25 protein-coding genes are annotated in these 25,785 nt (G+C 65.5%); 20 read left to right on the forward strand and 5 right to left on the reverse strand.

From position 1 onward, the window contains the following. Positions 1–22: 22 nt before the first annotated feature. The 3 genes from X268_RS31775 to X268_RS31785 all read right to left on the reverse strand — a co-directional run bounded on the left by X268_RS31775 (position 23) and on the right by X268_RS31785 (position 3,191). Positions 23–1,135 (reverse strand): SbmA/BacA-like family transporter, encoded by a 1,113-nt coding sequence (locus X268_RS31775; RefSeq protein WP_128928603.1) that lies wholly within the window; start codon positions 1,133–1,135, stop codon positions 23–25. 104 nt (positions 1,136–1,239) lie between these two features. Continuing rightward, on the reverse strand, positions 1,240–2,733 hold the full coding sequence (locus X268_RS31780) for an NAD-dependent succinate-semialdehyde dehydrogenase (protein WP_128928604.1): 1,494 nt from the start codon (positions 2,731–2,733) through the stop codon (positions 1,240–1,242). Between the two features lie 137 nt (positions 2,734–2,870). Then, entirely contained in the window at positions 2,871–3,191 is a 321-nt protein-coding gene (locus X268_RS31785) for a hypothetical protein (protein WP_128928605.1), read from the reverse strand. 344 nt (positions 3,192–3,535) lie between these two features. Between X268_RS31785 and X268_RS31790 the strand changes: the two genes are divergently transcribed. Beyond that, a complete protein-coding gene (locus tag X268_RS31790) occupies positions 3,536–4,729 on the forward strand; it encodes a serine hydrolase domain-containing protein (RefSeq protein WP_128928606.1) in 1,194 nt (397 codons plus the stop codon). Between the two features lie 276 nt (positions 4,730–5,005). Here the strand turns inward: X268_RS31790 and X268_RS31795 are convergent, their stop codons facing one another. Next, entirely contained in the window at positions 5,006–6,007 is a 1,002-nt protein-coding gene (locus X268_RS31795; protein ID WP_128928607.1) for an adenosine kinase, read from the reverse strand. 124 nt (positions 6,008–6,131) lie between these two features. On the opposite strand from X268_RS31795, the gene murJ reads away from it, so the two are divergent. From murJ to trmB, 16 genes are all read left to right on the forward strand, one after another. Then, the gene (gene murJ / locus X268_RS31800) at positions 6,132–7,664 is read left to right on the forward strand and encodes a murein biosynthesis integral membrane protein MurJ (protein WP_128928608.1); all 1,533 of its coding nucleotides are present in this window, start codon (positions 6,132–6,134) and stop codon (positions 7,662–7,664) included. Positions 7,665–7,745: 81 nt separating this feature from the next. Next, positions 7,746–8,798, forward strand: coding sequence for a tryptophan--tRNA ligase (gene trpS, locus X268_RS31805; protein WP_128928609.1), 1,053 nt, complete (start codon positions 7,746–7,748; stop codon positions 8,796–8,798). A gap of 93 nt (positions 8,799–8,891) precedes the next feature. Next, positions 8,892–9,386: a universal stress protein gene (locus X268_RS31810; RefSeq protein ID WP_164938040.1), complete on the forward strand. Its 495-nt coding sequence runs from the start codon at positions 8,892–8,894 to the stop codon at positions 9,384–9,386. Between the two features lie 170 nt (positions 9,387–9,556). Further along, on the forward strand, positions 9,557–10,126 hold the full coding sequence (locus X268_RS31815) for a NifU family protein (protein ID WP_128928611.1): 570 nt from the start codon (positions 9,557–9,559) through the stop codon (positions 10,124–10,126). Positions 10,127–10,311: 185 nt separating this feature from the next. Beyond that, complete coding sequence (tsaB, locus tag X268_RS31820) at positions 10,312–11,007, forward strand: tRNA (adenosine(37)-N6)-threonylcarbamoyltransferase complex dimerization subunit type 1 TsaB (RefSeq protein WP_128928612.1); 696 nt, start codon at positions 10,312–10,314, stop codon at positions 11,005–11,007. Continuing rightward, positions 11,004–11,489, forward strand: a complete 486-nt coding sequence (gene rimI, locus X268_RS31825) for a ribosomal protein S18-alanine N-acetyltransferase (RefSeq protein ID WP_128928613.1) — start codon at positions 11,004–11,006, stop codon at positions 11,487–11,489. Before tsaB ends, rimI begins: the two co-directional genes overlap by 4 nt. A gap of 39 nt (positions 11,490–11,528) precedes the next feature. Then, positions 11,529–11,984 carry a Fur family transcriptional regulator gene (locus tag X268_RS31830; protein WP_128928614.1) on the forward strand — a complete coding sequence of 152 codons (456 nt, stop codon included), beginning with the start codon at positions 11,529–11,531 and terminating at the stop codon, positions 11,982–11,984. Between the two features lie 53 nt (positions 11,985–12,037). Then, positions 12,038–12,718 carry an HAD family hydrolase gene (locus X268_RS31835; RefSeq protein ID WP_128928615.1) on the forward strand — a complete coding sequence of 227 codons (681 nt, stop codon included), beginning with the start codon at positions 12,038–12,040 and terminating at the stop codon, positions 12,716–12,718. Positions 12,719–12,915: 197 nt separating this feature from the next. Beyond that, positions 12,916–14,310, forward strand: a complete 1,395-nt coding sequence (miaB, locus tag X268_RS31840; RefSeq protein WP_128928616.1) for a tRNA (N6-isopentenyl adenosine(37)-C2)-methylthiotransferase MiaB — start codon at positions 12,916–12,918, stop codon at positions 14,308–14,310. Between the two features lie 64 nt (positions 14,311–14,374). Further along, the gene (locus X268_RS31845) at positions 14,375–15,370 is read left to right on the forward strand and encodes a PhoH family protein (protein ID WP_128928617.1); all 996 of its coding nucleotides are present in this window, start codon (positions 14,375–14,377) and stop codon (positions 15,368–15,370) included. Positions 15,371–15,431: 61 nt separating this feature from the next. Beyond that, positions 15,432–15,941 (forward strand): rRNA maturation RNase YbeY, encoded by a 510-nt coding sequence (gene ybeY / locus X268_RS31850; RefSeq protein ID WP_128928618.1) that lies wholly within the window; start codon positions 15,432–15,434, stop codon positions 15,939–15,941. 1 nt (position 15,942) lies between these two features. Then, positions 15,943–17,061, forward strand: a complete 1,119-nt coding sequence (locus X268_RS31855) for a hemolysin family protein (RefSeq protein ID WP_164938042.1) — start codon at positions 15,943–15,945, stop codon at positions 17,059–17,061. Then, a complete protein-coding gene (gene lnt, locus X268_RS31860; protein WP_128928620.1) occupies positions 17,058–18,671 on the forward strand; it encodes an apolipoprotein N-acyltransferase in 1,614 nt (537 codons plus the stop codon). Before X268_RS31855 ends, lnt begins: the two co-directional genes overlap by 4 nt. Positions 18,672–18,893: 222 nt before the next feature. Continuing rightward, on the forward strand, positions 18,894–19,307 hold the full coding sequence (locus X268_RS31865) for a helix-turn-helix domain-containing protein (RefSeq protein ID WP_128928621.1): 414 nt from the start codon (positions 18,894–18,896) through the stop codon (positions 19,305–19,307). Positions 19,308–19,393: 86 nt separating this feature from the next. Continuing rightward, the gene (locus tag X268_RS31870) at positions 19,394–20,551 is read left to right on the forward strand and encodes a M20 family metallopeptidase (RefSeq protein ID WP_128928622.1); all 1,158 of its coding nucleotides are present in this window, start codon (positions 19,394–19,396) and stop codon (positions 20,549–20,551) included. Continuing rightward, on the forward strand, positions 20,548–21,258 hold the full coding sequence (gene trmB / locus X268_RS31875) for a tRNA (guanosine(46)-N7)-methyltransferase TrmB (protein ID WP_128928623.1): 711 nt from the start codon (positions 20,548–20,550) through the stop codon (positions 21,256–21,258). The genes X268_RS31870 and trmB overlap by 4 nt, the downstream gene beginning before the upstream one ends. On the opposite strand, the gene X268_RS31880 is transcribed toward trmB, so the two are convergent. Further along, on the reverse strand, positions 21,255–22,337 hold the full coding sequence (locus X268_RS31880; RefSeq protein WP_128928624.1) for a DUF2336 domain-containing protein: 1,083 nt from the start codon (positions 22,335–22,337) through the stop codon (positions 21,255–21,257). The two genes, trmB and X268_RS31880, sit on opposite strands and share 4 nt — an antisense overlap. Before the next feature lie 361 nt (positions 22,338–22,698). Between X268_RS31880 and rimP the strand changes: the two genes are divergently transcribed. The 3 genes from rimP to X268_RS31895 are packed head-to-tail and all read left to right on the forward strand — an operon-like array spanning position 22,699 to position 25,780. After that, entirely contained in the window at positions 22,699–23,460 is a 762-nt protein-coding gene (rimP, locus tag X268_RS31885) for a ribosome maturation factor RimP (RefSeq protein WP_128928625.1), read from the forward strand. 2 nt (positions 23,461–23,462) lie between these two features. Next, positions 23,463–25,073 carry a transcription termination factor NusA gene (nusA, locus tag X268_RS31890; RefSeq protein ID WP_128928626.1) on the forward strand — a complete coding sequence of 537 codons (1,611 nt, stop codon included), beginning with the start codon at positions 23,463–23,465 and terminating at the stop codon, positions 25,071–25,073. A gap of 23 nt (positions 25,074–25,096) precedes the next feature. After that, positions 25,097–25,780, forward strand: a complete 684-nt coding sequence (locus tag X268_RS31895) for an RNA-binding protein (protein ID WP_128928627.1) — start codon at positions 25,097–25,099, stop codon at positions 25,778–25,780. Positions 25,781–25,785 lie beyond the last annotated feature (5 nt).

Consider the following 25,785-nt stretch of genomic DNA (forward strand, 5'->3'; position numbering starts at 1 on the left):
TTGGTCATCGTGGCGCGATGCTTCAGGCCGGGATGGATCGACGACCGGCTTCAGCGCCAGGCGCGCGATCCGCATCCAGCGCGAGCAGGAGCTCGGCAACCCGGTTGGCGGACGCCGTCCATTCCGCGAGCTTGGCATAATTGTCGGTGAACCAGTTGAATGCGGTCTGGACGACGACGAATGCCGCCGACGCCTGAACGACCTCGCCCAGCGTCATGGTGGCGTCGAGATACTTGGGCAGGCACAGCAGCAGGCCGACCACCGGCGTCACCAGAAGGCCCGTATAAGTGACCAGCGTCATTCGCATCAATTGCCAGCAGTAGATTCGCCAGATGGCGATCACGGCTTTCAGGGCGGCGCCGACGGCATGGCGATCGTTGATGCCGGTCTGCTGCACCGCCTTGCCTTCGCGGCTCTCGCGCACATGCGTTCCGATCGCCCGCAGCTCGGCTTCCATGCGCTTGTTTTCCTCAATGACCCGGGTCAGGCGGCCGGCTGTCAGCCAGATGCCGATCACCAGCAGCGCGGAATAGGCGATCACCGCGAGCACGAGGTAACCGGGAATCGCAAAAGCGATGCCGTCAAGCGCGATCGTCAGGCTGCCACCGACCGACCATAGCACCCCGGCAAACGTTGCGATCGTGAGCACCGACTGCAGCAGGCCGGTGACCAGATCGATCGGGAGATCCGTGGCGACCTTGGCATCTTCGGCAATGCGATACTCCGGCGCCTCGTGATGTCCCTCGATGGAGCTGGGCCCCGGAGAACGATCATCCGCCAGCCAGTCGCCATAGAGGCGGGGGCTCAGCCACTCGCGCCAGGAGCGCTGCAGGGTCATGCGCGCCCACACCGAGAACACGGCCAAGGCGATACTCGCCGCCGCCAGTGGTAGAAACCGAAGCGCCTGAGACAGCAGCTCCGCCTGATCCTTCCGGCCGACGGCGTTGAAGAAATCCCGATTCCAGAAGTTCAGCCCGTACTGCGTCAGGAGTTGCAGGATGACGTTGACGATCAGCGCGACCACCAGGAGCCACGCCGTCCATGCGGTCGGTCCGCGCCAGTAGCCGGAGGCGCTCTGCCAGAATCGGCCCAGAAGCTGCCTTTCACCCGGAACGAAAGAAATCCTCGTCAGCATTCGCGAGCTGCAACCTTGCGCGGGCGCCACCCTGTGATGCCGCTCGCGTCAGGCTATGCTGTCTCACCCGAGGCCTCTTGATCTGCGTCAAGCGACGGCGGCGGCTAAACCCCCGCCATCATCACGTACTTGATCTCGACATATTCTTCCATGCCGTGATGCGAGCCTTCGCGCCCGAGGCCGCTTTCCTTGACGCCGCCGAACGGCGCGACCTCGGTGGTGATGAGGCCGGTGTTGACGCCGACCATGCCGGACTCCAGCGCCTCGGCGACGCGCCAGACGCGGCCGAGATCGCGGGAATAGAAATAGGACGCCAGGCCGAACGGCGAGGCGTTGCACATCGCGATCACATCGGCTTCGTCCTTGAAGCGGATCACCGGCGCGAGCGGACCAAAGGTTTCCTCCTGCGACACCAGCGAGTCCGCCTTGACGTCGGCGAGCACGGTCGGCTCGAAGAAGGAGCGGCCGAGCTCGCTGCGCTTGCCGCCGGTCACGATCTTGGCGCCGCGCTTGACGGCATCCGCAATGTGGCGCTCGACCTTGTCGACCGCCTTCATGTTGATCAGCGGGCCCTGCGTTACGCCGCTCTCGGTGCCGTCGCCGATCTTCATCGCGGCGACCTTTTTCGACAGCTTCTGGACGAACTCGTCGTAGACCTTGTCCTGGGCGTAGATGCGGTTGGCGCAGACGCAGGTCTGGCCCATGTTGCGATATTTCGAGACGATCGCGCCTTCAACCGCGGCGTCGATATCGGCGTCGTCGAACACGATGAACGGCGCGTTGCCGCCGAGCTCGAGGCCGAGCCGCTTCACGCCGACCGAGGCCTGCTGGTAGAGGATCTTGCCGCCCGCGGTCGAGCCGGTGAAGCCGACGAAGCGCACCGCCGGATGCTCGCACAGCACCTTGCCGATCGGTGGCGCGTCGCCGGTGATGATGTTGAGCACGCCCTTCGGGATGCCGGCCTTCTCGGCGAGCACGGCGAGCGCCAGCGCCGACAGCGGCGTCTCGTTGGCGGGCTTGAGCACCACGGTGCAGCCGGCGGCGAGCGCCGGCGAGACTTTGCGCGTGATCATCGAGTTCGGGAAGTTCCACGGCGTGATCGCGCCGCAGACGCCGATCGGCTGTTTGATCGCGAGCAGGCGCGCATCGGGCCGCTGCGTCGGAATGGTCTCGCCATAGACGCGCCTTGCCTCCTCGGCGAAGAACTCGATATAGGCGGCGCCGATGTCGACCTCGCCGAGTGCCTCCGACAGCGGCTTGCCCTGCTCGGAGGTGAGGATCAGCGCGAGATCCTCGCGGTTGGCGGTGATCAGCTCGAACCATTTGCGCAGGATGTTGGAGCGCTGCTTGGCGGTGTGCTTGGCCCAGCCCGGAAAGGCGCGTTGAGCGGCTTCAACCGCCCGGGTCGTGTCGTCCGCTCCGAGCTGCGGGACCTTTGCAAGCTCGACACCCGTTGCGGGATTGTTCACGGCAAAGACCGGCGTGCCGACCCAGGCGCCGTCGATGTAGCAGGCCTCCTTCAGGAGCGAGGGGTCCTTCAGCCGGTCGCGCAGGGTGGCGGTGGCTTGCGGGGCGCGTGCAGCGGCGGTCGGGGTCATGGCGTCTCTCCCTGGGGCGATCGGATCGGCCCGGAATATAGGGGCAAGCGGCGCCCAATGCACCGCCCCGCAACGCACATCTGATGGGAGCTAAACTCGCAGCGGGGAGCAGTTTGGCATCGCGATCGCGGAAGTAGCTACGCCGCACCGCTCATATAGGTCTCGCGCCGGCCGATCATGCGCTCGGCGGCCGCCTTGGCATCGGCCTTCGAGGAGGTCGCGCAGGTCCGGTATTCGAGGTCGGGCACGTCGGATGGGTTGCGGCGGCCGAACCAGGATTTCGAGCCGACCGGCAGCAGCGCCAGCGACTGCGCCAGATTGTCGACCGCGCCGAAGGAATAGAGCGCGCCGGTCCCGGCGATGCGCACCTCATAGATGCCGGGCGAAATCGGCGCCTCCAGGTTCTCCCCCCGTCCGGGACGGGGATAGCGCTTCCATTCGCTCCAGGTCGAAATCATCTAAGGTCCCCTCGCGGCCGGCAGCCGCCGCCAATTTGCATCAAGTCTGAACGTCACCGGCCGATTGGCCGCGTGCTGAAACGCCGCAACGCACGAAATGTTTCAAGTGCTTCAAACAGGTGAAACATATATCGCCGGAGCCCATCCACGGTCACTGCTCGCTGCGGCCATCCACCGCAGATTGTGACGGCGTGTTGCCGTTCAGCCCACCTGTCGTCCTGCCTGCGGCACGGACCGTCAAGTCACGACATCGCGACCACCCCAGGACTTGAGACGCTTGCCGCTCGCGACCTGCGGGAGGACAATCGATCACTTCCAACAATAATCAAACCGGAGGAAATGCCATGCAAAGCCAAGCCGAGATCGACCAGATTCTGCGCCAGAAGTGCGAGGCCAGGGAGATTCCCGGTGTCGTCGCCATCGCCGCCAGCGGTAACGACGTGCTGTACCAGGGCGCGTTCGGCAAGCGCGACCTGTCCAAGCCCGACGCGATGACGGCCGACAGCGTGTTCTGGATCGCCTCGATGACAAAGGCGATAACGGCAGCGGGCGCGATGCAGCTGGTCGAGCAGGGCAAGCTGTCGCTGGATGCGCCGATCGGCGAGCTGCTGCCCGATCTCGCCAACCCGCAGGTGCTCGAAGGCTTCGATGCCAATGGCGAGGCGAAGCTGCGGCCCGCCAAGCGGCCGATCACGCTGCGCCAGCTCATGACCCACACCGCCGGCTTCTGCTACAATATGTGGAACGGCGATCTCGCGGTCTATCTGGACAAGCACGGCATTCCCGCGATCACCACCTGCCAGAACGCGGCGTTGAAGACGCCGATCATGTCCGACCCCGGCACGCGCTGGGAATACGGCACCAATATTGATTTCGTCGGCAAGGCCGTGGAGGCCGCCAGCGGCAAGCGGCTCGACGCCTATCTGCGCGACAATCTGTTCAACCCGCTCGGCATGAGCGAGACGGCGTTCAAGATCACCGACAGCATGCGCAGGCGCCTCGTAGGCATGCATGCGCGAGGCGAGGATGGCGAGCTCGCATCGATCCCGTTCGAGCTCGAGCAGGAGCCCGAATTCCACATGGGCGGGGGCGGCCTCTATTCCACCGCGGCCGACTACATCAAGTTCACGCAGATGATCCTCAACAAGGGCCGCGGCAACGGCAATCAAGTGCTGAAGGCCGACACGGTCGCGACGATGGGGCAGAACCACATCGGCGATCTCGCCATGGGCAAGATGACGACATCGGCGCCGATGTACACCAACGACGTCGATCTCTATCCGGAGCAGGTGAAGAAGTGGGGCCTCAGCTTCATGATCAACACCGCCAAGACGGCCGAAGGCCGCAGCGCCGGCAGCCTCGCCTGGGCGGGCCTTGCCAACACCTATTACTGGATTGATCCTGCGCGCGACGTCACCGGCGTCATCCTGATGCAGCTGCTGCCGTTCGCCGACGGAAAGTGCCTGGAGGCGTTCGCAGGCTTCGAGCGCGGTGTCTATGCCGGCCTCGATGTGGGCAGCGGACAGAAGGCGGCGTGAGGGGGCGCACGGCCTCACATCCTCAGCCGTATCGCGGTAAAGCGACGGCCGAGACACGAACTCCCATCCTCCCCTGGAGGGGAGGATCGGTTCGCATAGAGCGAAGCGGCATACGAAGCGAGGTGGGGTGAAGCCGCGGTGAAGATCTGCCTAGTGAAGCGATGCGGTTTCAGAGAACGCAGAGGCCTCATGAACGCTGAATGCGCCGAGAGACCGTCACCCCACCCCGCTCGCGCTGCGCGCGATCGACCCTCCTCTTCCAGGGGAGGGTAAGAGCTAAGCCGTCAGCCCGCGCTGGCCGGCTAGCTCCTTCAGGGACACCAGCGGACGCGCGCCGATGTGCTGGATCACTTCGGCGGCGGCCAGTGCACCGAGCTCGCCGCACTGCTTGTACGCAAGATTGCGCGCCAGGCCATACAGGAAGCCTGCGGCGAAGAGGTCGCCGGCACCGGTGGTGTCGACCACCTTGTCGACCGGGAATGCCGGGGCAGCGACGGCATCTTCCACCGACACCACCATGCAGCCCTTCTCGCTGCGAGTGACCACGCCGAGATTGGCGTCGTTGCGCAGCTGCTTCAGCGCGGTGTCGAAGTCCGAGGTCATGTAGAGCGAATGCAGCTCGGACTCGTTGGCGAACACGATGTCGACGGTGCCGCTGCGCATCAAGGACAGAAACTCGTCGCGATAGCGATCGACGCAGAACGAATCCGACAGCGTCAGCGCCACCTTGCGCTTGGCGTCATGGGCGATCTTGGCCGCCTTGACGAAGGCGTCCTTGGCGTTCTTGGGGTCCCAGAGATAGCCTTCGAGATAGACAATGCCGGCGCTGGCGATCTCGGCCGGGTCGATATCGGCGGGCGACAGATCCTGGGCCGCGCCGAGATAGGTGTTCATGGTGCGCTCGCCGTCATCGGTGACCAGGATGTAGGAGCACCCGGTGGCGGGACCGTCCTTGGCGGCGGGCGTGTTGAAGGCGACGCCGGAAGCCCGGATGTCGTGGACGTAGAGCTTGCCGATCTGGTCCTCCTTGACCTTGCCGACATAGGCGGCACGCGCCCCCAGGCTGCCGATGCCGACGATGGTGTTGGCCGCCGAGCCGCCCGAGACTTCGGTGGCCGGCCCCATGTCCTTGTAAATCGCCGCCGCCCGCGCCTCGTCGATCAGGGACATGCTGCCCTTGGTCATGCCGTGCTTGGCCAAAAAGGCTTCGTCGGTCCTGACCAGCACGTCGAACAGCGCGTTGCCGATGCCGAGAACGTCATATTTCACGTCAGCCATTCACCTTGATCCTGTCTGGCGGATTGCGATACCCGCGAAAATCCGCTTCCTGTCGGCCTGAAATCCGGCTCGCGGCCTATCACGACCGGGCCCGCACGAGCAAGCAACGGTATTATAAGCGCCGATGATCCGCTCCTTCCTGACCGTCTCGACGGGAACATTGGCCTCGCGCCTGTTGGGCTTTGCCCGCGATTCCCTGATCGCGGCGCTGCTCGGCTCCGGTGCCGTGGCGGATGCGTTTCTGGCGGCCTTCCAGCTCGTCAACGTGGTGCGCCGCCTGCTCAGCGAGGGCGCGCTCAATGCGGCGCTGATCCCGGCCTGGCTGCGCAGCCGGGACCGCGACGGCGAGCAGGCCGCAGCGGCATTCGCCGGACGCGTGCTCGGAACCGTCAGCGCGGCGCTGGTCGCCATCTCGCTCCTGATCGCGCTGTCGATGCCGCTGATCATCACGGTCGTCGCGCCGGGATTCCTCGGCAGCGGCACGCTCGACCTTGCGGTTCAGAACGCCCGGCTGATGCTGCCTTACCTCGCCTTCGCCGGACCGGTCACGGTGCTGATGGGCCTGCTGAACGCGCAAGGACGCTTCGCTCTCACCGCGTTCTCGCCGCTGCTGTTCAACATCGCGCTGATCACCGCGATCGCGGCACTGCTGGTCGGGCATGCAGATGCGACCCAAGCCGCCTGGCTGCTTGCGGCCACCGTCGGCATCGCCGGACTGCTACAGCTCTTGATGCTGCTCTCACAGCGAAGCGCGCGCCTCGCGACCCCGCTGCGCGTCAGTTTCGACAAGGAGATGCGCGGCTTCTTCACCATGGCGATTCCCGGCATGATCGCAAGCTCCGGGCCGCAATGGCTGATGGTGGCCGGCGCGATCACCGCATCCGCGACGCCGTCAGCAGTGTCCTGGCTCTATTTCGCCAATCGACTGATCGAGCTGCCGCTCGGCATCGTCGGCGTCGCCATGGGCACCGTGCTGGTGCCGGAGCTGACCCGCGCCGTCGCCAGCTCCGACCGCGAGGCGGTGGCGCATGCCGAATCGCGCGCGCTTGAGCTTGCGACCGGGCTGGCGCTGCCCGCGACGCTCGGCTTGACGGTGCTGGCCGAGCCGATCGTGCGGCTGCTGTTCGAGCACGGCGCATTCGGCGCCGATGACAGCCTGGCCACAGCGCACGCGCTGATGTGGCTGGCGCTGGGCCTGCCCGCCCACGTGCTGATCAAGGCGCTGTCACCGGCCTTCTATGCGCGCAGCGACACGATGACGCCGCTACGCGCCACCGCCGAGGGTTTTGCGGTCGCCATCGTGCTTGCCGTGCTGCTCGGCCATGTCTTCGGCACGAGCGGGATCGCGGCGAGCGTCGCGGCGGGAGCCTGGACCAGCGCGCTCGCGCTGCTCCGGAAAGGTACGGCCGAGTTCGGCTTCTCGGTCGATGCGAGCGCCCGCACGCGATTGCCGCGGATCGTGCTGGCCGCCGTCACCATGGGCGTCCTGCTCTGGCTGACCACGGGCCTGGTGCCTGTCGGGAGTCATGGCCTGATCCACTTCATCGCGCTGGGGATGCAGATCGCCGCCGGCATCGCCGTCTACGGCCTGCTGCTGCAAATTCTCGGTGTCGCCTCCTGGCGTGAGGCGGTGAACGCATTGAAACGGCCCGGCTAAACGGCGAGCCCAGCGAATTACCCTTGACGGAGCAGCGCCGCTGTTGGAAACGACGCCGGCTACCCCTTAGGAAAGCTTGCCATGCCATTCGTTGAACGGGTCTTTTCGGGCGTCCAGCCGACGGGCAATCTGCACCTCGGCAATTATCTCGGCGCCATCGTCAACTTCGTGAAGATGCAGGAAACCCACAACTGCATCTATTGCGTCGTCGACATGCACGCGATCACGCAAGGGGTCGACGTCTGGGGCGGCCCGGCCGAGCTCACGCGCAACACCCGCGAGGTCACCGCGGCGTTCATCGCCGCCGGCATCGATCCCAAGAAGCACATCGTGTTCAACCAGAGCCAGGTCTCCGGCCATGCCGAGCTCGCCTGGATCTTCAACTGCGTCGCGCGCATGGGCTGGCTCGGCCGCATGACCCAGTTCAAGGAGAAGGCCGGCAAGGACCGCGAGAACGCCTCCGTCGGCCTGTTCGACTATCCCGTGCTGATGGCCGCCGACATCCTGCTGTACCGGGCCACCCACGTTCCCGTGGGCGAGGACCAGAAACAGCATCTCGAGCTCTCGCGCGACATCGCGCAGAAGTTCAACAACGACTTCGGCGATTCCATTCGCGCCCAAGGCCACAATGACGGGCTGTTCTTCCCGCTGCCGGAACCCCTGATCACCGGCCCGGCGACACGCGTGATGAGCTTGCGCGACGGCACCAAGAAGATGTCGAAGTCGGACGCCTCCGACAATTCGCGCATCAACCTGACCGACGACGCCGACACCATCGCGCAGAAGATCCGCAAGGCGAAGACCGATCCGGAGCCGCTGCCGACCGAGGAGAAGGGTCTCGAAGCGCGCCCCGAGGCCGACAATCTCGTCGGCATCTTCGCCGCGCTCTCCGGCCGCTCCAAGGCGGACGTGCTGCGTGAGTTGGGAGGCGGCCAGTTCTCCAGCTTCAAGAACGCGTTGGCGGAGCTTTGCGTCACCAAGCTTGCGCCGATCGCGGGCGAGATGAAGCGCCTCGTCGCCGATCCCGGCCATATCGACGCGATCCTGATCGACGGCTCGGACCGAGCCCGCGCCCTCGCCGACGAGACGATGAAGCTGTCCAAGGACATCGTCGGCTTCATCCGCCGGCGCTGACGACGGTCGGCGCCCCGAGCGCCGACCGCTTCTCCTCTCCCCAATTTTGCGGGAGTGTGGCAGCATGGCGGTCGTGCACAATCCAGGACATGCATGACCAGCAAGCGACTTTGCTACGAGCCGGGTCACAAGCCCAAATGCCTCGTCATCGTCGATGACACCGCCGAATGGGACCGCGCGGTCTACTATGCCAGCCGCTGGGCGATCCGCGCCGGCGGCGGCGTGGTGATGCTGCGTATCATCGAGCCTGAGCGGCAGAGCCAGGAATGGCTGGGGGTCGCCGACATCATGCGCGCCGAGGCGCAGGAGGCGGCGGAAGCCGCGCTCGACCGCGCCGCCGGCCGCGCCAACGGCATCGCCGCGATCACGCCGGAGCGGGTGATCCGCGAGGGCGAGCCGATGGAGCAGCTGCTCGCCGTGATCGACGAGGACCCCGACATCGGCATGCTGGTGCTCGCCGCCAATCCCGGCGCGGAAGGGCCGGGGCCGCTGGTTGCCCTGCTCGCCCACGCGGTCGGAACCTTCCCGATTCCCGTGACGATCATCTCGGGCGCGCTCAGCGACCAAAGCGTGGATTCCCTGTCGTAGCCGCTCTTACCCTCCCCTGGAGGGACCTGGAGGGGGAGGGTAGGCGAAGCTCAACCCTCTGATTTTTATGGACTAATACCCCGCCTCCCCTTGACCGTGCGTTCGCCGTCGCCATCTGCTAGGGATTGGAGCACGCGCCGGCCTTGAACCGGCGACGTCTGGAGAAAACCATGTTCATTCAAACCGAAGCCACCCCCAATCCCGCCACGCTGAAGTTCATTCCCGGCCGCGTCGTGGTCGACGGCAGCCCGATGGAATTTTCGAGCCGCGAAGCGGCCACGCGCTCGCCGCTCGCTGAAAAGCTGTTCGAGGTGCCCGGCGTCACCGGCGTGTTCTACGGATCGGACTTCATCACCGTGACCAAGGCGAGCGGTGAATGGCAGCAGCTCAAGCCCGCAATCCTCGGCGCCATCATGGAGCACTACATGTCCGGCGCGCCGCTGCTCGCCGGCGGCGAAGCCACGACCGATGACGATCTCGACGACGAGGACGAGTTCTTCGACGAGGCCGACGCCGAAACGGTCGACATGATCAAGGACCTGATCGAGACCCGCGTGCGCCCGGCAGTCGCCAATGACGGCGGCGACATCACCTTCCGCGGCTTCAAGGACGGCATCGTCTACCTCAACATGAAAGGCGCCTGCTCCGGCTGCCCGTCATCGACCGCGACGCTCCAGCACGGCATTCAGAACCTGCTCAAGCATTTCGTGCCCGACGTGGTCGAAGTCCGGCCGATGTGACGACGAAGTCGTCATTCCGGGGCCCGGAATCTCGAGATTCCGGGTCTGGTGCTGACGCACCATCCCGGAATGACGGTTGTCATAGGGTAGCATATCGGGGGCGTGCAAATCGTGTGTGATGAATGGCGGATAGGCGCTCGGTTCGCTAGACTGCTCTCCATTCGCCACTCGCCATTTGCTATTCCATGCTGATCCTTGCCATCGATACCGCGCTCGACGCCTGCTCCGTGGCCGTGCTCGACACCGAAGCGGCCGAGCTCCTGGCACAGGAGCAGCTTCTCATGAAGCGCGGCCACGCCGAGGCGCTGATGCCGATGATCGCGCGCGTGATGCAATCGGCCGACCTCGCCTTTACCGCACTCGACCGCATCGCCGTCACCGTCGGTCCCGGGAGTTTCACCGGCCTGCGCGTCGGCATTTCGGCGGCGCGCGGCCTTGCGCTTGCCGCCGACAAGCCCGCCGTCGGCCTCACCACCTTGTCGGCCTATGCCGCCAACATCGTCGGCCAAAGCAGATCTTCGCCCGTGATGTCCGCAATCGATGCGCGTCACGACCACGTCTATTTCCAGATCGTCGCCGGCGACGGCAGCCAGCTGGTGCGGCCGCGCGTCGCTCCCATCGACGAAGCCATCGCGGCCTCGCAATTCGGCACGCCGCATCTGGTCGGCAATGCCGCAGACATCCTCGCCGCGCGCTGGCCGAAAGATGGCGAGCAGCCGGTCGCGGTCGACGCGCAACCCGCGCCCGACATCGGCTGGGTCGCATGGCTCGGCGCTGCCGCCGATCCCGCGACAAATCCGGCGCGGCCGTTCTACCTGAAGGCGCCCGACGCCAAGCCGGCGGCACAGCCGCCATTTGCAGCACAAGCCGCGATCTCATGATGAATTGGCTGTCGGAATGGTGGCGCGGCGGCACGGCCGCCGTCGAGCCAGCCTCCGCGCGCGACGCCCTGCGGCTGGGGCAGCTGCACGGCGCCTCCTTCGCGCACGGCTGGGGCGAAGGCGAATTCGAGAGCATGATCGGCGAGCGCAACACGCTGGTGCATCGCTTGCGCCTCGGCCGCAGGACAATCGGCTTTGCGGTGTCGCGGATCGGCGCGGACGAGGCGGAAATCCTCTCGATCGCGGTGGACGAGGCCTATCGCGGGCGCGGCCTCTCCCGCACGCTGTTGATGACCCATCTCGGTCACCTCGCAGGGCGCGGCGTGCGCACAATATTTCTCGAAGTCGAGGAAAACAACCAGCCGGCGCGGCGGCTCTACGACGGGTGCGGATTCGTGGTGGTCGGGCGCCGCGAACGCTACTATAAGCAGCCGAACGGGGAACAATTGAACGCCCTTCTGATGCGACGTGACTTGTCGTAATATTGATGGCAGAAGGCGCCCCCGTCAGGCAGACAACATATGACTGGACTTAAAGCTTCCGCCGCATCCAAGGCCTCCGGTATCGAGGCGCGCTGTGCCGCCACCGGCATGCGCATGACCGAGCAGCGCCGTGTCATCGCCCGCGTGCTCGCGGAGGCGATCGATCACCCCGATGTCGAGGAATTGTACCGGCGCTGCGTCGCCGTCGACGACAAGATCTCGATCTCGACCGTCTATCGCACCGTGAAGCTGTTCGAGGATGCCGGCATCATCGAACGGCATGATTTCCGCGAAGGCCGCGCGCGCTACGAGACGATGCGCGACAGCCATCACGACCACCTCATCAATCTCAGGGACGGCAAGGTGATCGAGTTCACCTCCGAGGAGATCGAGAAGCTGCAGGCAGAGATCGCCCGCAAGCTCGGCTACAAGCTGGTCGATCACCGGCTCGAACTCTATTGCGTCCCGCTCGACGACGACAAGCCGACGAATTGACTGGGCATGACCTTGTCGGAAAACCGCTTCACACTTTTCCGGGCCATGCCTTAGTGCCCATCGACCTCATCATCTTCGATTGTGACGGCGTGCTCGTGGACAGCGAGGTGATCTCATGCCGTGCACACGCGGACGTGCTGACCAGGCACGGCTATCCGATCGCGCCGGAGCAGGTGTTCGAACGCTTCCTCGGCCGCTCGACAAAGCAGGCCAATCTGGAGATCGAGACCGAGCTCGGCCGCAAGCTGCCCGAGGCCTATCACGGCGATCTTCAGGACGAGCTATTTCGTTCGTTCGAGGCCGACCTGGAAGCCATCCACGGCATCCACGATGTGCTCGATGTCGTCACGCAACGGGTCTGCGTCGCCTCGAGCGGATCGCATCAACGGATGCGCGTGAGCCTGGGGAGCACGGGCCTCTATGAGCGCCTGGCGCCAAACATCTTCTCGGCCTCGCAGGTGAAGAACGGCAAGCCGGCGCCCGACCTGTTCCTGTTCGCGGCTCGCGAAATGGGGGTGCCGCCCGAGCGCTGCGTCGTGGTCGAGGACAGCCTGGCCGGCATTGCCGGCGCCCGCGCCGCCGGCATGACCGTATTCGGCTTTTACGGGGGCAGCCATTGTGGGGCCGGCCATGCCGAAACCCTGCGCCAAGCCCGTGCCGATCTGGTCTTTGCCGACATGCACCAGCTGCCGGAGCTGGTTCGGCGGATCGAGGCGAAGGCCTTGGCGGGCTGATTATTGCTGTCATTCCGGGGCGATGCGCCGGGACCGCGAAGCGCGGCCGGAGCATCGTTCTCGCGCCAAAACCTCCGGATTCCGGGTTCGCTCGCGGTTGCGGGAGCCCCGGAATGACCATTTGAGCGCCCATTCGCTGGATTTTCGATCCTCCAGCCTCTATGTGAAGGCCGTCCTCCACCGCCATTTCGGGTTCCATGACGCCGCCGCGCAAGCTGCACATCAAATCATATGGCTGCCAGATGAACGTCTACGATGCCCAGCGCATGGTGGACACGCTGGCTCCGGAAGGGTTCGTGGAGACGGCGAGTGCCGAAGAGGCCGCCCTCGTCATCCTCAACACCTGCCATATCCGCGAGAAGGCCTCAGAGAAGGTCTATTCGGAGCTCGGACGCCTGCGTGTCGCCAAGGACGAGGCCGCACGCGGCGGCCGCACGATGCAGATCGCGGTCGCGGGCTGCGTCGCGCAGGCCGAGGGCGAGGAGATCGTGCGCCGCGCGCCTGTCGTCGACGTCGTGGTCGGACCGCAGAGCTATCATCATCTGCCGGAGTTGTTGAAGCGCGCCGGGGATGAAGGCCGCGCGATCGAGACCGAGTTTCCCGCTCAGGACAAGTTCGGCTTCCTCGCCCAGCCCCGGCCCGATGCGATCCGTGCGCGCGGCATTTCCGCTTTCGTCACGGTGCAGGAAGGCTGCGACAAGTTCTGTACCTTCTGCGTGGTGCCTTATACGCGCGGCTCGGAAGTGTCGCGCCCCGTCGCGAAGATCGTCGACGACGTGAAGCGGCTCCCCGACAACGGCGTGCGCGAGCTCACGCTGATCGGGCAGAACGTTAACGCCTATCATGGCGAGGGACCCGACGGAAAAACCTGGCCGCTCGGACGTCTGCTCGAACATCTGGCGACGATCCCCGGCATCGCGCGGCTGCGTTATTCGACCAGCCATCCGCGCGACGTCGACGACAGCCTGATCGCGGCTCATCGCGATCTCGGTGCCCTGATGCCGTTCGTGCACCTGCCGGTGCAGTCGGGCTCGGACCGCATTCTGGCGGCCATGAACCGGAAACATACCGCCGATGATTACCGGCGGGGCATCGACCGTTTTCGTACCGCGCGCCAAGACATTGCTTTTTCATCAGATTTTATCGTCGGCTTCCCTGGCGAGAGCGAGCAAGATTTTCTCGCCACCCTCGCGCTTGTCACGCAAATCGGGTACGCTGCGGCTTATTCGTTCAAATACTCCGCCCGGCCGGGAACGCCGGCCGCGGACATGCAGGAGACGGTGTCCCCCGCCGAGATGGACCAGCGATTGGAGCGGCTCCAGGAACTGATCGACAGCCAGCAATCGGCCTTCAACAAGGCCGCGATTGGCTCAACGGTCGACGTGCTGTTCGAACGTCCGGCGCGCAAGGACGGCCAGATCGTCGGCCGCACCGCCTTCCTCCAGCCCGCCCACGTGATGGCCTCGGCCGACATCATCGGACAGATTTTGCCGGTGCGGATCGACAGCCTCGAGCGCTACAGTTTTCTCGGCGAGCTCGCCACGCCGCGCAGCGCGCGCGTCCCCGTTTTATCGCAAGCCACTGGAGCCTGAACCCTTGCCAAAAAGCGCATCGGATTCGTCTTCGTTCGCTCCCAGCCGCAAATTTGACCGCGACATGCAAGTTCCGCCCGAGACCCAGGTCGTCATCGACTTCGACGACAACCGTGCCGCATCCGCGCTGGTCGGTCCCTACGGCCAGCACCTGGCGCAGATCGAGCGGCGGCTCGGCGTCGTCGTCGATTCCAAGGGCAACCACATCACCATCGGCGGCACGCGCGACGGCTGCGATGCCGCACGCCGCGTGCTGGAGATGCTCTACGCGCAAGCCGTGAAGGGACAGGATCTCGACCAGGGCGAGGTCGAAGGCGCGATCCGCGCTGTAATCGCCCAGGGCTCGCTGTTCGAGTTCGACGCCAAATCGGCCAAATCGGCCTTCGACAGCATCAACTTACGCAAGCGCCCGGTGCGTGCGCGCACCGCCGCGCAGGATTCCTACATTCGCGCACTGAAGCGCCACGAGCTGGTGTTCGGCATCGGCCCGGCCGGCACCGGCAAGACCTGGCTCGCCGTCGCGCACGCCGCGCAGCTGTTCGAGCGCAAGGAGGTCGACCGGATCATCCTGTCGCGTCCAGCGGTGGAAGCCGGCGAGCGGCTCGGCTTCCTGCCCGGCGACCTCCGCGAGAAGGTCGATCCCTATCTTCGCCCGATCTACGATGCGCTCTATGACCTCATGGATGCGCGCATCGTCGAGCGCGCGCTGCAGACCGGCGAGATCGAGATCGCGCCGCTCGCCTTCATGCGCGGCCGCACGCTCACCAATGCCGCCATCATCCTGGACGAGGCGCAGAACACCACCTCGATGCAGATGAAGATGTTCCTGACCCGTCTCGGCGAGAACAGCCGCATGATCGTGACCGGCGATCCCTCGCAGATCGACCTGCCGAACGGCCAGACCTCGGGCCTGGCCGAAGCGACCCGGCTGCTGAACGGCGTCGAGGGCATTGCCCAAGTTCATTTCAAAGCCGAGGACGTGATCCGCCACGAACTCGTGGCGCGGATCGTCGCCGCCTACGAAGGTTCGCCGCAGCGGCCGGCCACCGGCCAATCCTGACGAGGCAACAGCGGGACCCCGGAGGGCGCCGACACGGTGCCCTTTCGTCCCAGACAACACAATGTCCCATCCCAACCTTCCCATGACCGAGGTTCTCGTCGTCGCCGATTGCTGGCAGCACGAGCCCGATTCCGAAGCCGTGATCCTGCGCGCCGTTGCGGCGGCCGCCGAAAGCGTCGACGAAGATGTCGCCGACGCTGAAGTGGCCGTAATGCTGACCGATGATGCCGGCATCCGCACGCTCAACAGCAACTGGCGCGGCATCGACAAACCGACCAACGTGCTGTCGTTTCCCGCGCTCCAGCCGGAAGGCGAATGGAAGCCCGGCGATGCGCCGCGCATGCTCGGTGACATCGCGATCGCCTACGAGACCATGCGGCGCGAGGCGGACGACGAACAGAAGCCGTTCGACCACCATTTGAGCCATCTCGCGGTGCATGGCTTCCTGCACCTGATCGGTTACGATCACGAGAACGACGGCGACGCCGAGGAGATGGAAGCGCTGGAGACGCAGATCCTGGCTCACCTTGGAATCCCCGATCCCTATGCAGATCGCGCGGGGACGCACTGAGATGCCCGATTCCGACCCGATCCACGACAATCCGCGCGCCACGGCCAATCTGCCGGTCGTGGTGACGCAGGGCGAGGTGATGCGCCCGACGTCCGATGGCTGGCTGTTGCGCGCGATCCGCACGCTGTTCGGCTGGAAAGCGGGATCGGTGCGCGACGATCTCCAGGTCGTGCTCGATGCCAGCACGCCCGACGACACCGGCTTCTCGGCGGTCGAGCGCACCATGCTGCGCAACATCCTCGGCCTGCACGAGCGCCGCATCGCCGACGTCATGGTGCATCGCGCCGACGTCGTCGCGGTGAAGCGCGACATCCCGCTCGGCGAATTGATGGACCGTTTCGAGAGCGCCGGCCATTCGCGCCTCGTGGTCTACAACGAGACGCTCGACGATCCCGTCGGGATCGTCCACATCCGCGACCTGCTCGCCTTCATGACCGCGCGCGCCCGCGTGTCGGAAGCCACCAAGACCAAGCGCAAGAAGCCGTTGCCGGCCGGACTCGATCTGCGCGCCGTCGATCTCGCGCTGCCGCTCGAGGAAGCGCGCATCATCCGCAAGCTGCTCTACGTGCCGCCGTCGATGCGGGCGATCGACCTGCTCGCGCAGATGCAGGCCACGCGCGTTCACCTCGCGCTGGTGGTGGACGAATATGGCGGCAGCGACGGGCTGGTCTCGCTCGAGGACATCGTCGAGCAGATCGTCGGCGAGATCGACGACGAGCACGACAGCGACGAGCCGCCTTCGATCGTGCGCCTGCCCGACAACGCCTTCATCGCCGACGCCCGTGCCAGCCTCGACGACGTCCGCTCGGTGATCGGCGAGGATTTCGTCACCGGCGAAGCCGGCGAGGAGGTGGAGACGCTGGGCGGCTATCTCGTCAGTTTCGTCGGCCGCCTGCCGGTGCGGGGCGAGGTGATCTCGGGCCCCGGCACCTACGAGGTCGAGGTGCTCGATGCCGATCCGCGCCGCGTCAAGCGGCTGCGCATCTCGACGCGCAAGGAGCGTCCGGCGCCGCGCACCCAGCGCGAGAGCCGCCGCCGCGAGACCGCACCGGATGGCGGTCAGCCGCCGGCCAGCGACACGCCCAGCCCGCCGCCGAGCGACGGGACCGGCCAACAGTGAGTCCGTTCCAGCGCCTTCGGCAAATTGCGCTTGCCATCATCCTCGCCTGGGGATGGAAGCGCGCGGTCATCGCCATGGGGTGCGGAGCGCTGTCGGTGCTGGCACTGGCGCCGTTCAACCTCTTCCCGGTGCTGTTCATCACCTTCCCGGTGCTGGTCTGGCTGATCGACGGGGCCGGCGCCGGCCGATATGGCGGCGTCCCCGCCGCCGCACTGACCGGCTACTGGTTCGGGCTCGGCTATTTCGTGCCCGGCCTCTACTGGATCGGCTATGCCTTCTTCGTCGATGCCGATGTGTTCGCCTGGCTGACACCATTCGCCGTGCTCGGCCTGCCGGCCTATCTGTCCATCTTCACGGCCATCGGCTTTGCACTGGCGCGCCTGCTCTGGACCAAGAACGCCACGCGCGTGCTCGCGCTCGCTGCGAGTCTCACCATCGGCGAATGGCTGCGCGGCCACGCGCTGACCGGCTTTCCCTGGAACGCGTTCGGCTATGCGCTGTCCGAGCCGCTGCCGCTGGCGCAGACGGCGTCGCTGATCGGCCTTTGGGGCATGACCTTCCTGACGGTTGCGATCTTCGCCAGCCCCGCGACGCTGATCGACCGCACGTCCGATCGCCGCCTGCCATGGCGCGCGCCGGCGGCGGCAATCGCGCTGTTGCTTGTCATGAGCATCTTCGGCGCGATCCGCCTGTCGCTGCATCCGACCACGATGGTCGCAGGCGCCAAGCTGCGCCTGATGCAACCGAACCTCCAGCAGGACGCGAAATTCAACTACGCCGCCAAGCCGGAGGTGATGAAGAAATATTTGGCGCTGTCGGACCGCGCCTCGGGCCCGCAATCGACCGGCGTGCGCGATGCCACCATCCTGATCTGGCCGGAATCCGCCTTTCCGTTCTTCCTGACCCGCGAGGCCGATGCGATGGCGCAAATCGCCGAGCTTCTGCCGAAGGGCACCGTGCTGATCACGGGTTCGGTCCGCGCCCCCGACCTGCCGCCGGGCACGCCGATCACGCGTGCCTATAATTCGATCTACGTGATCGACCATGATGGCGGCGTGCTCGCAATCTACGACAAGCTGCATCTGGTGCCGTTCGGCGAATTTCTGCCCTACCAGTCATTGATGGAGACGCTCGGCTTCGAGCAACTGACGCGTGTGCGCGGTGGCTTCATTCCGGGCACGGTGCGGCATGCGCTGCAGGTACCGGGCGCGCCGCCCGCGCTACCGCTGATCTGTTACGAAGCTATCTTTCCCGGCGAAGTGGCGGGACGCAACGAACGTCCGGGCTGGATCGTGAACCTCACCAATGACGGTTGGTTCGGCATCTCGACCGGACCCTATCAGCATCTGGAGCAGTCGCGCATGCGCGCGATCGAACTCGGATTGCCGCTGGTCCGCTCTGCCAATACCGGCATCTCCGCGGTGATCGATCCGCTGGGCCGCACCGTCGCCAGCCTCGGTCTGGGAATCGAAGGCATTTTGGATGCGAATCTGCCCGCCGCCATCCCGCCGACGGTCTATGCGCGGGTGGGCGATGCGCCTGCGGCCATGCTCGTCGCGCTGGCCGTGGTTCTGACTATTCGCCGACGCGTCGCCAAGCGGCATGGCTGATCGCGCCGTCGCCGCGGAGGTAGCCGGAAACTTTTGACAACCGTAGTCCCACGGTTGACAGACTGCACGCGGGCTCCCCATTCTGCACCGGCTGCAAAAGACAGTGGTGCATTGCTAAATTTCTCCGCAATGTTTGCCAATAACAGGGCTTGATTTGACGTTGATTGCACCTGGGGCACTCCGGTTGATTGCGCTGAAGGTGGTGTTTGGAGGGCTGAGGAAATGTCGAAAGCGCCCAACCCTGTTGACAAATATGTCGGCAGTCGCGTGCGCATGCGCCGCATCATGTTGGGCATGAGCCAGGAAAAGCTCGGTGAAGCTTTGGGCCTGACTTTCCAGCAGATCCAGAAATACGAGAAGGGCACCAACCGGGTCGGTGCAAGCCGCATCCAGCAAATCGCCGAGATTCTGCAGGTGCCGGTATCATTCCTGTTCGAGGGCGGTCCAAGCGGCGTGCCGGGTCCGGAGGGCTTCAGCGAAGGCGCTTCGCCCTCTTACGTCTCGGATTTTCTCGCGACCTCCGAAGGCCTGGCCCTGACCAAGGCGTTCACGCGAATCACCGATTCGAAGATGCGCCGCTCGATCGTCGATCTCGTCGAGCAGATCGCGGCTCCCGAAGGTCCCGACAAGCGCTGACCTGCCATCTCAATGGCGATTTGAGACCGCGTCAAATCTGGCCTATGTCGTCGTTTGTGGCCGCGTCCTGATGCGCGTCCGCCTCGATGATGCGATCCAAAGGCACAGATGCGCCCATGACCAGCTCCAATTGGTTCGATTCCCAAACTATTCTCGATGGCATCCGCCGCTGGGTGGAGATCGAGACGCCGACGGAAGCGCCTGAACAGGTCAACAAGCTGATCTCCGTGGTCGCGGAGCAATACCGCGATTTGCCCGTCACGCTCGAGCGCGTCGCCGGCGTCGATGGCTGCGGCGATCATCTCATCGTGCGCACGAATTGGGGCCAGGACCGGCCGGGCATCCTGGTGCTCAGCCACCTCGATACCGTTCATCCCCTCGGATTCATCGAGCGGCTGCCGTTCAAGGTCGAAGGCGACGTCGCGTATGGTCCCGGCATCTACGACATGAAGGGCGGCGCCTACATCGCCCATCACGCGTTTGGCGCGCTGTGTGCGACGGGCGATCGCTCGCCGCTCGGCATCACGCACCTGTTCACCTCCGACGAGGAGATCGGCAGCCCGACCTCGCGCGCGCTCATCGAGCAGGAAGGACGCAAGGCCAGATACGTGCTGGTGACGGAGCCGGCGCGCGACGCCGGCAAGATCGTCACCGGACGCAAGGGCGTCGGACGCTTCCGGGTGTTCGTCAAGGGCGTGCCGGCGCATGCCGGCTCCCGGCCGGAAGACGGCCGCAGCGCCGTCCGCGAGCTCGCCAACATCATCCTGGCGCTCGAAGGGATGAACGATCTCGAACGCGGCGTCACCGTCAATGTCGGCGTCGTGCGCGGCGGCACGCGCCCCAACGTCACGCCGGAGGAGGCCTATGCCGAAGTCGACCTGCGCGTGGTGAGCCTCAAGGATGCCGACGAGTTCGTCGGCAGGATTCTCGCTTTGACCTCGAAGACCGAAGGCGTCACGGTCACCGTCACCGGCGAGCTCAACCGTCCGCCTTATGAGAAGAGCAATGCGGGAGCTTCGCTCTACGAGCATGCGAAGACGCTCGCCAGCGAGATCGGCTTCGAACTGATCGACACCGACACCGGCGGCGGCTCGGACGGCAATTTCACCGCTCCCTTCACCGCAACGCTCGACGGGCTCGGCGTCGACGGCAAGGGCGCCCACACCCATTATGAGCAGCTCTATGTCTCCTCGCTCGCTCCGCGCGCGCGGCTGCTCCACCGCCTGTATCAGACGCTGCGATGAGCGAGCGCAAATCAAACCCAGATCGCGAGGACGGCGAGCGCGCCTTCTTCGGGCGCCGCAAGGGCCACAAGCTGAGGCAACACCAGGCCGAGCTGATCGATCATCTGCTGCCGCATCTTTCGCTCGACATCGACGGCGAGACGCCGGCGGACGCTCGCGAGATCTTCGGTCCCGCAACCGAAGACGTGCGGCTCGAGATCGGCTTTGGCGGCGGCGAGCATCTTGCGGCCGAGGCACAGACCTTCGCCACGACCGGCTTCATCGGCTGCGAGCCCTATGTCAACGGCATGGCCAAGATCCTCGCGCAGATCGAGGCCGCCAACATCGGCAACATCCGCCTGTTCGCCGGCGATGCCGCCGAGCTGCTGGCCTGGTTGCCCCAGGCATCGCTGTCGCGGATCGACCTGATCCACCCCGACCCCTGGCCGAAGCGGCGGCACTGGAAACGGCGCTTCGTCCAGGACAGGACGATCGCCGCGATGGCGCGCGTGCTGAAGGGAGGCGGCGAATTCCGTTTCGTCTGCGACATCGACGATTACTGCGCCTGGACGTTGTCGCATCTTGCGCGCTCGCCGGACTTCAAATGGCTCGCGGAGCGCGCCGACGATTTCCGGCAACCATGGGCCGGCTACACCATGACGCGCTACGGCCGCAAGGCCGCGCGCGAGGGACGCAAGGCGGCTTATCTGCGGTTCAGGCGAGTTTAGATCGTCTGCCGGTTGCGCCAGAAATTCACGACGCGCTCGGCAGTCGTCGGCATCAGCCGCGAGAAGTTCACGCGCGCGGTCTCGATGTCAGCATCGGCCGGGGTCCGGTGCGAACCGTACCAGAGCAGGATGAGCGCGCGCACGGTGGGCCAGCCTAGATTCAGCACGCGGCCGACAATGAGGATCGGATCGTAGCGGTCGCCGGCGATCAGGCGGTCGAGCACCGAGAGGCGAACGCCGGACAGCGCCGAGAGCGAGGCGATCGATTCCTCGTATTTGTTCGCCTTGGCGAAGCCGAGCAGCGCGCTCTCGCCGAGATGGCCCTCGCGATGCAAGGCGAGCACCGTGCGCTGGGCTGCGGCGTAGTCCCGCCGCGGGCCCGGCGGCAGCGCAGCTTCCTCGATCGCGGTGATGGCGCGCTTGATCTCGACCTGGCGCGCTGGATTGACTACGCTCGAGAGGCGGCGGCGGATGACGTCGAGGGTGCCGTCGAGCAGCTGCCTCAGGTTCTCACCCGAAAGATCGTTGCGCTGGCCGATCTTGAGCGTCAGCACGCCGTCCTGCGCCGCGCGCTTGATCAGCTCGGAATAACTGCCGGGCGAGAACACCGCACCGGCATTGCCGGCGGCGCGGCGCACCACGTCGCGATCGCCGCGCTCGACCAGCACGTCGGTGATCTCGGCCGACAAAACGGGGCGCTCCGTCATCGCCAGCAGATGGCCCTGGCCCTTCAGCCGCGCGATCTCGACCAGGGCGGCGTCATCGAGCACCGGCGAGCGGCGCAGCACGGGGCCGGCCACCATGATCTCGTTCTCGCGCGCGAGCTGATTGACCAGATGCGGCGGGGCGTTGTTCAGATGCGAGAAGCGCTCGGCGAGGTCGACGCGCGAGGCAAGCTCCGCATGCGGGACGAGATCGATCAGGAGATTGTCGAAGAGATCGATCAGCTCGGGACGAAGATTGGCGGGATCCTGAAAGAACAACTCGGAGATGGCGCGCGCGATCTCGCCGCGCCGCCGCGGATCGCCGCGTTTGACGATATCGTCCAGTCCAGGAATGAGCGACGTGGCAACGGTCATGAAAACGCAACTCGAACGGGGCACGCCGCGGGTGCGCCCTTGGTCCAAGCCGCCCCACAATCAGGGAATCTAAGCCTGCTTGATGAAGGAAGCGTTGCGCCAGGGCGTCCTGGGACCGGCGCAAAAAGGCCGCCTTTCCCCGCAATGGGCCTTGTCCGGGAGGGGCGAAAGCGCTATATCAGCGCCAATTCATCTTCTCATACGATCCGCGTAGTGAGAGTGGGCCCGAAAGGACCCGCTCTTTTTTATTACCTGAACGTGGCTCGGCGGAAGATGCGGCCCGACGCGTGTCGGGAGAGTTCCGAAAGCCGGGCTTTGAAAGCGTAACCAAGCCTTAACCATCGAGCGCCTGACCCTGGACATGACCGAACCGACCCCTGGTTCCACGGATGCCGAATTGCTGGCCGAGCCGAGACTCGTGGTCGAGCCCGGCGTGGCGGCACGGGTATCGGCGGGCGCAGCGCCGGTGCTCGAGAGCATGGGCTACCGCCTGGTGCGGATCCGGATTTCCGGCGAGGCCGGCTGCACCGTGCAGATCATGGCCGAGCGGCCGGACGGCTCGATGCAGCTCGAAGACTGCGAGGCGATCTCGCGGGCGCTCTCGCCCGTGCTCGACGTTGCCGATCCCATCGATCGCGCCTACCGGCTCGAAATCTCCTCACCGGGGATCGACCGTCCGCTGGTCCGCCGCTCCGATTTCGAGCGCTATTCCGGCCATTTGGTGAAGATCGAGATGGCGGTCTCGCATGAAGGGCGCAAGCGCTTCCGCGGCACGCTCGGCGCCGTCGAAGGCGACCGGGTGCATCTGCATCGCGACGACGTCAAGGCCGGCGACAATCCCGATGTGCTCCTGACCATGGAGGACATCGGCGAGGCCCGGCTGGTGCTGACCGACGAGCTGATCGCCGAATCCATGCGCCGCGGCAAGGCCGAAGAGCGCCAGATGCGCCGGGATCTCGGCCTCGAGCCGCCGCAGGCGCCGCACGCGAAGATCAGCGAAAAGACCACCAAGAACAGCAAGCCGCAGAAAAAGAAGAAGCCGGCCCCGACCAACACGAAGAAACATCGCCTTGCCGCCGAACGCGCGCGGCGTGGCGAGATCGAGCCTGACGAAGGAGACTAGCCATGGCAGTCAGCGCCAATCGACTTGAGTTGCTCCAGATCGCAGACGCCGTTGCGCGCGAGAAATCGATCGACCGCGGCATCGTCATCGCGGCGATGGAGGACGCCATCGCCAAGGCGGCGCGGGCCCGTTACGGCAGCGAGACGGACGTTCACGCCGAGATCGACCCGAAGAAGGGCGAGCTGCGGCTATCGCGCCATATGCTGGTGGTCGACAAGGTCGAGAACCACTCCAACCAGATCTCGCTGGTTGACGCGCAGCGCGCCAATCCCGGCGCCCAGGTGGGCGACACCATCGCCGACACCCTGCCGCCGCTGGAATACGGCCGCATCGCCGCGCAGTCCGCCAAGCAGGTGATCGTGCAGAAGGTGCGCGAGGCCGAGCGCGACCGCCAATACCAGGAATTCAAGGACCGCATCGGCGACATCGTCAACGGCGTCGTCAAGCGCGTGGAATATGGCAGCGTGATCGTCGATCTCGGCCGCGGTGAAGCCATCATCCGCCGCGACGAGATGCTGCCGCGCGAAGTGTTCCGCAACGGCGACCGCGTCCGCGCCTACATCTTCGACGTCCGCCGCGAGACCCGCGGTCCGCAGATCTTCCTGTCCCGCACCCATCCGCAGTTCATGGCGAAGCTGTTCGCGCAGGAAGTGCCGGAGATCTATGACGGCATCGTCGAGATCAAGGCGGTGGCCCGCGATCCGGGCTCGCGCGCCAAGATCGGCGTGATTTCCCGCGATTCCTCGGTCGATCCGGTCGGCGCCTGCGTCGGCATGCGCGGCTCGCGCGTGCAGGCCGTGGTGAACGAATTGCAGGGCGAGAAGATCGACATCATCCCCTGGTCGCCCGACATCGCGACCTTCGTGGTCAACGCGCTGGCGCCGGCCGAAGTCTCCAAGGTCGTCATCGACGAAGACCGCGAGCGCATCGAGGTCGTGGTGCCCGACACCAACAACCAGCTTTCACTGGCGATCGGCCGCCGCGGCCAGAACGTGCGCCTGGCCTCGCAGCTCACCGGCTGGGACATCGATATCCTGACCGAGCAGGAGGAATCGGAGCGCCGCCAGGCCGACTTCGAGAACTCCACCCGCGTCTTCATGGAATCGCTCAACGTCGACGAGGTGGTCGGTCAGCTGCTGGCGTCCGAGGGCTTCACCTCGGTCGAGGAACTCGCCATGGTGGACCTCAAGGAACTCGCCGGCATCGAGGGCTTCGACGAGGAGACCGCGCAGGAACTGCAGAGCCGTGCCCGCGAATATCTCGAGCAGCAGGAAGCCGAGATCGAAGCGAAGCGCAAGGAGCTCGGTGTCGAGGACGCCGTCAAGGAGGTGCCCGGCGTCACCTCCAAGATGCTGGTGAAGCTCGGCGAGAACGACATCAAGACGGTCGAAGACCTCGCGGGCTGCGCCACCGACGATCTGGTCGGCTGGACCGAGCGCAAGGAAGGCGGCGAGCAGACCAAATTCCCGGGCGCCCTCGACGGCATCGATATCTCCCGCGACGATGCCGAAGCGATGATCATGCAGGCCCGCGTCAAGGCCGGCTGGATCACCGAGGCCGATCTCGCCAAGCCGGCCGAGGAGGCCGAGGCGACCGAAGATCAGCCGGCTTAAGGGTAACGGAGGATGTCGCCCGGATGCTCGCCAGCGTTGACAACGAACTTGACCATGGACCGCGGACCGAAAGGTCCGCGACCATGCGCATGTGCGCGGTCAGCCGCGAGGTCCGGCCGATCGACGAGCTGATCCGCTTCGTCATTTCGCCGCAAGGCGACGTGGTTCCAGATCTCAAGCGCAAGCTGCCCGGGCGCGGCATGTGGCTCACGGCCTCCCGCGGGGTGGTTGCGGAAGCCGTGCGGCGTCACCAATTTAGCAAGGCCTTCAAGCGCGAGCTGCGCACCCCTCAGACGCTTCCTGCCGACATCGAGGCGCTCCTGGTTCGGAGCGTGACGGAAGCCCTTGGGATCGCCGCCAAGGCCGGCCAGGTCGCGGCCGGCTTCGGCAAGGTCGAAAGCGCCCTTCGGGAAGGCACGGTCGAGGTCCTGATCCACGCCAGCGACGGGTCCGCGGACGGAATCCGCAAATTGGACATGCTGGCGCGTCAAAATGCCGGAAATCGCGGCGCCAAGCCGCAGATTCCCGTCGTCACCGCGCTGAAATCGATAGAATTGGATTTGGCACTGACCCGGTCAAATGTGATACATGCTGCCCTGCTCGCGGGCCCGGCGAGCAAGTCATTCCTGTCACGTAGCCAGATGCTGGTCCGATACCGGATGGCGGACGCTGACAAGACTGCCGAAGAGCCCGGCCAGGATTTCTGAGAGAC

Source organism: Bradyrhizobium guangxiense, from assembly GCF_004114915.1.
GTDB lineage: Bacteria > Pseudomonadota > Alphaproteobacteria > Rhizobiales > Xanthobacteraceae > Bradyrhizobium > Bradyrhizobium guangxiense.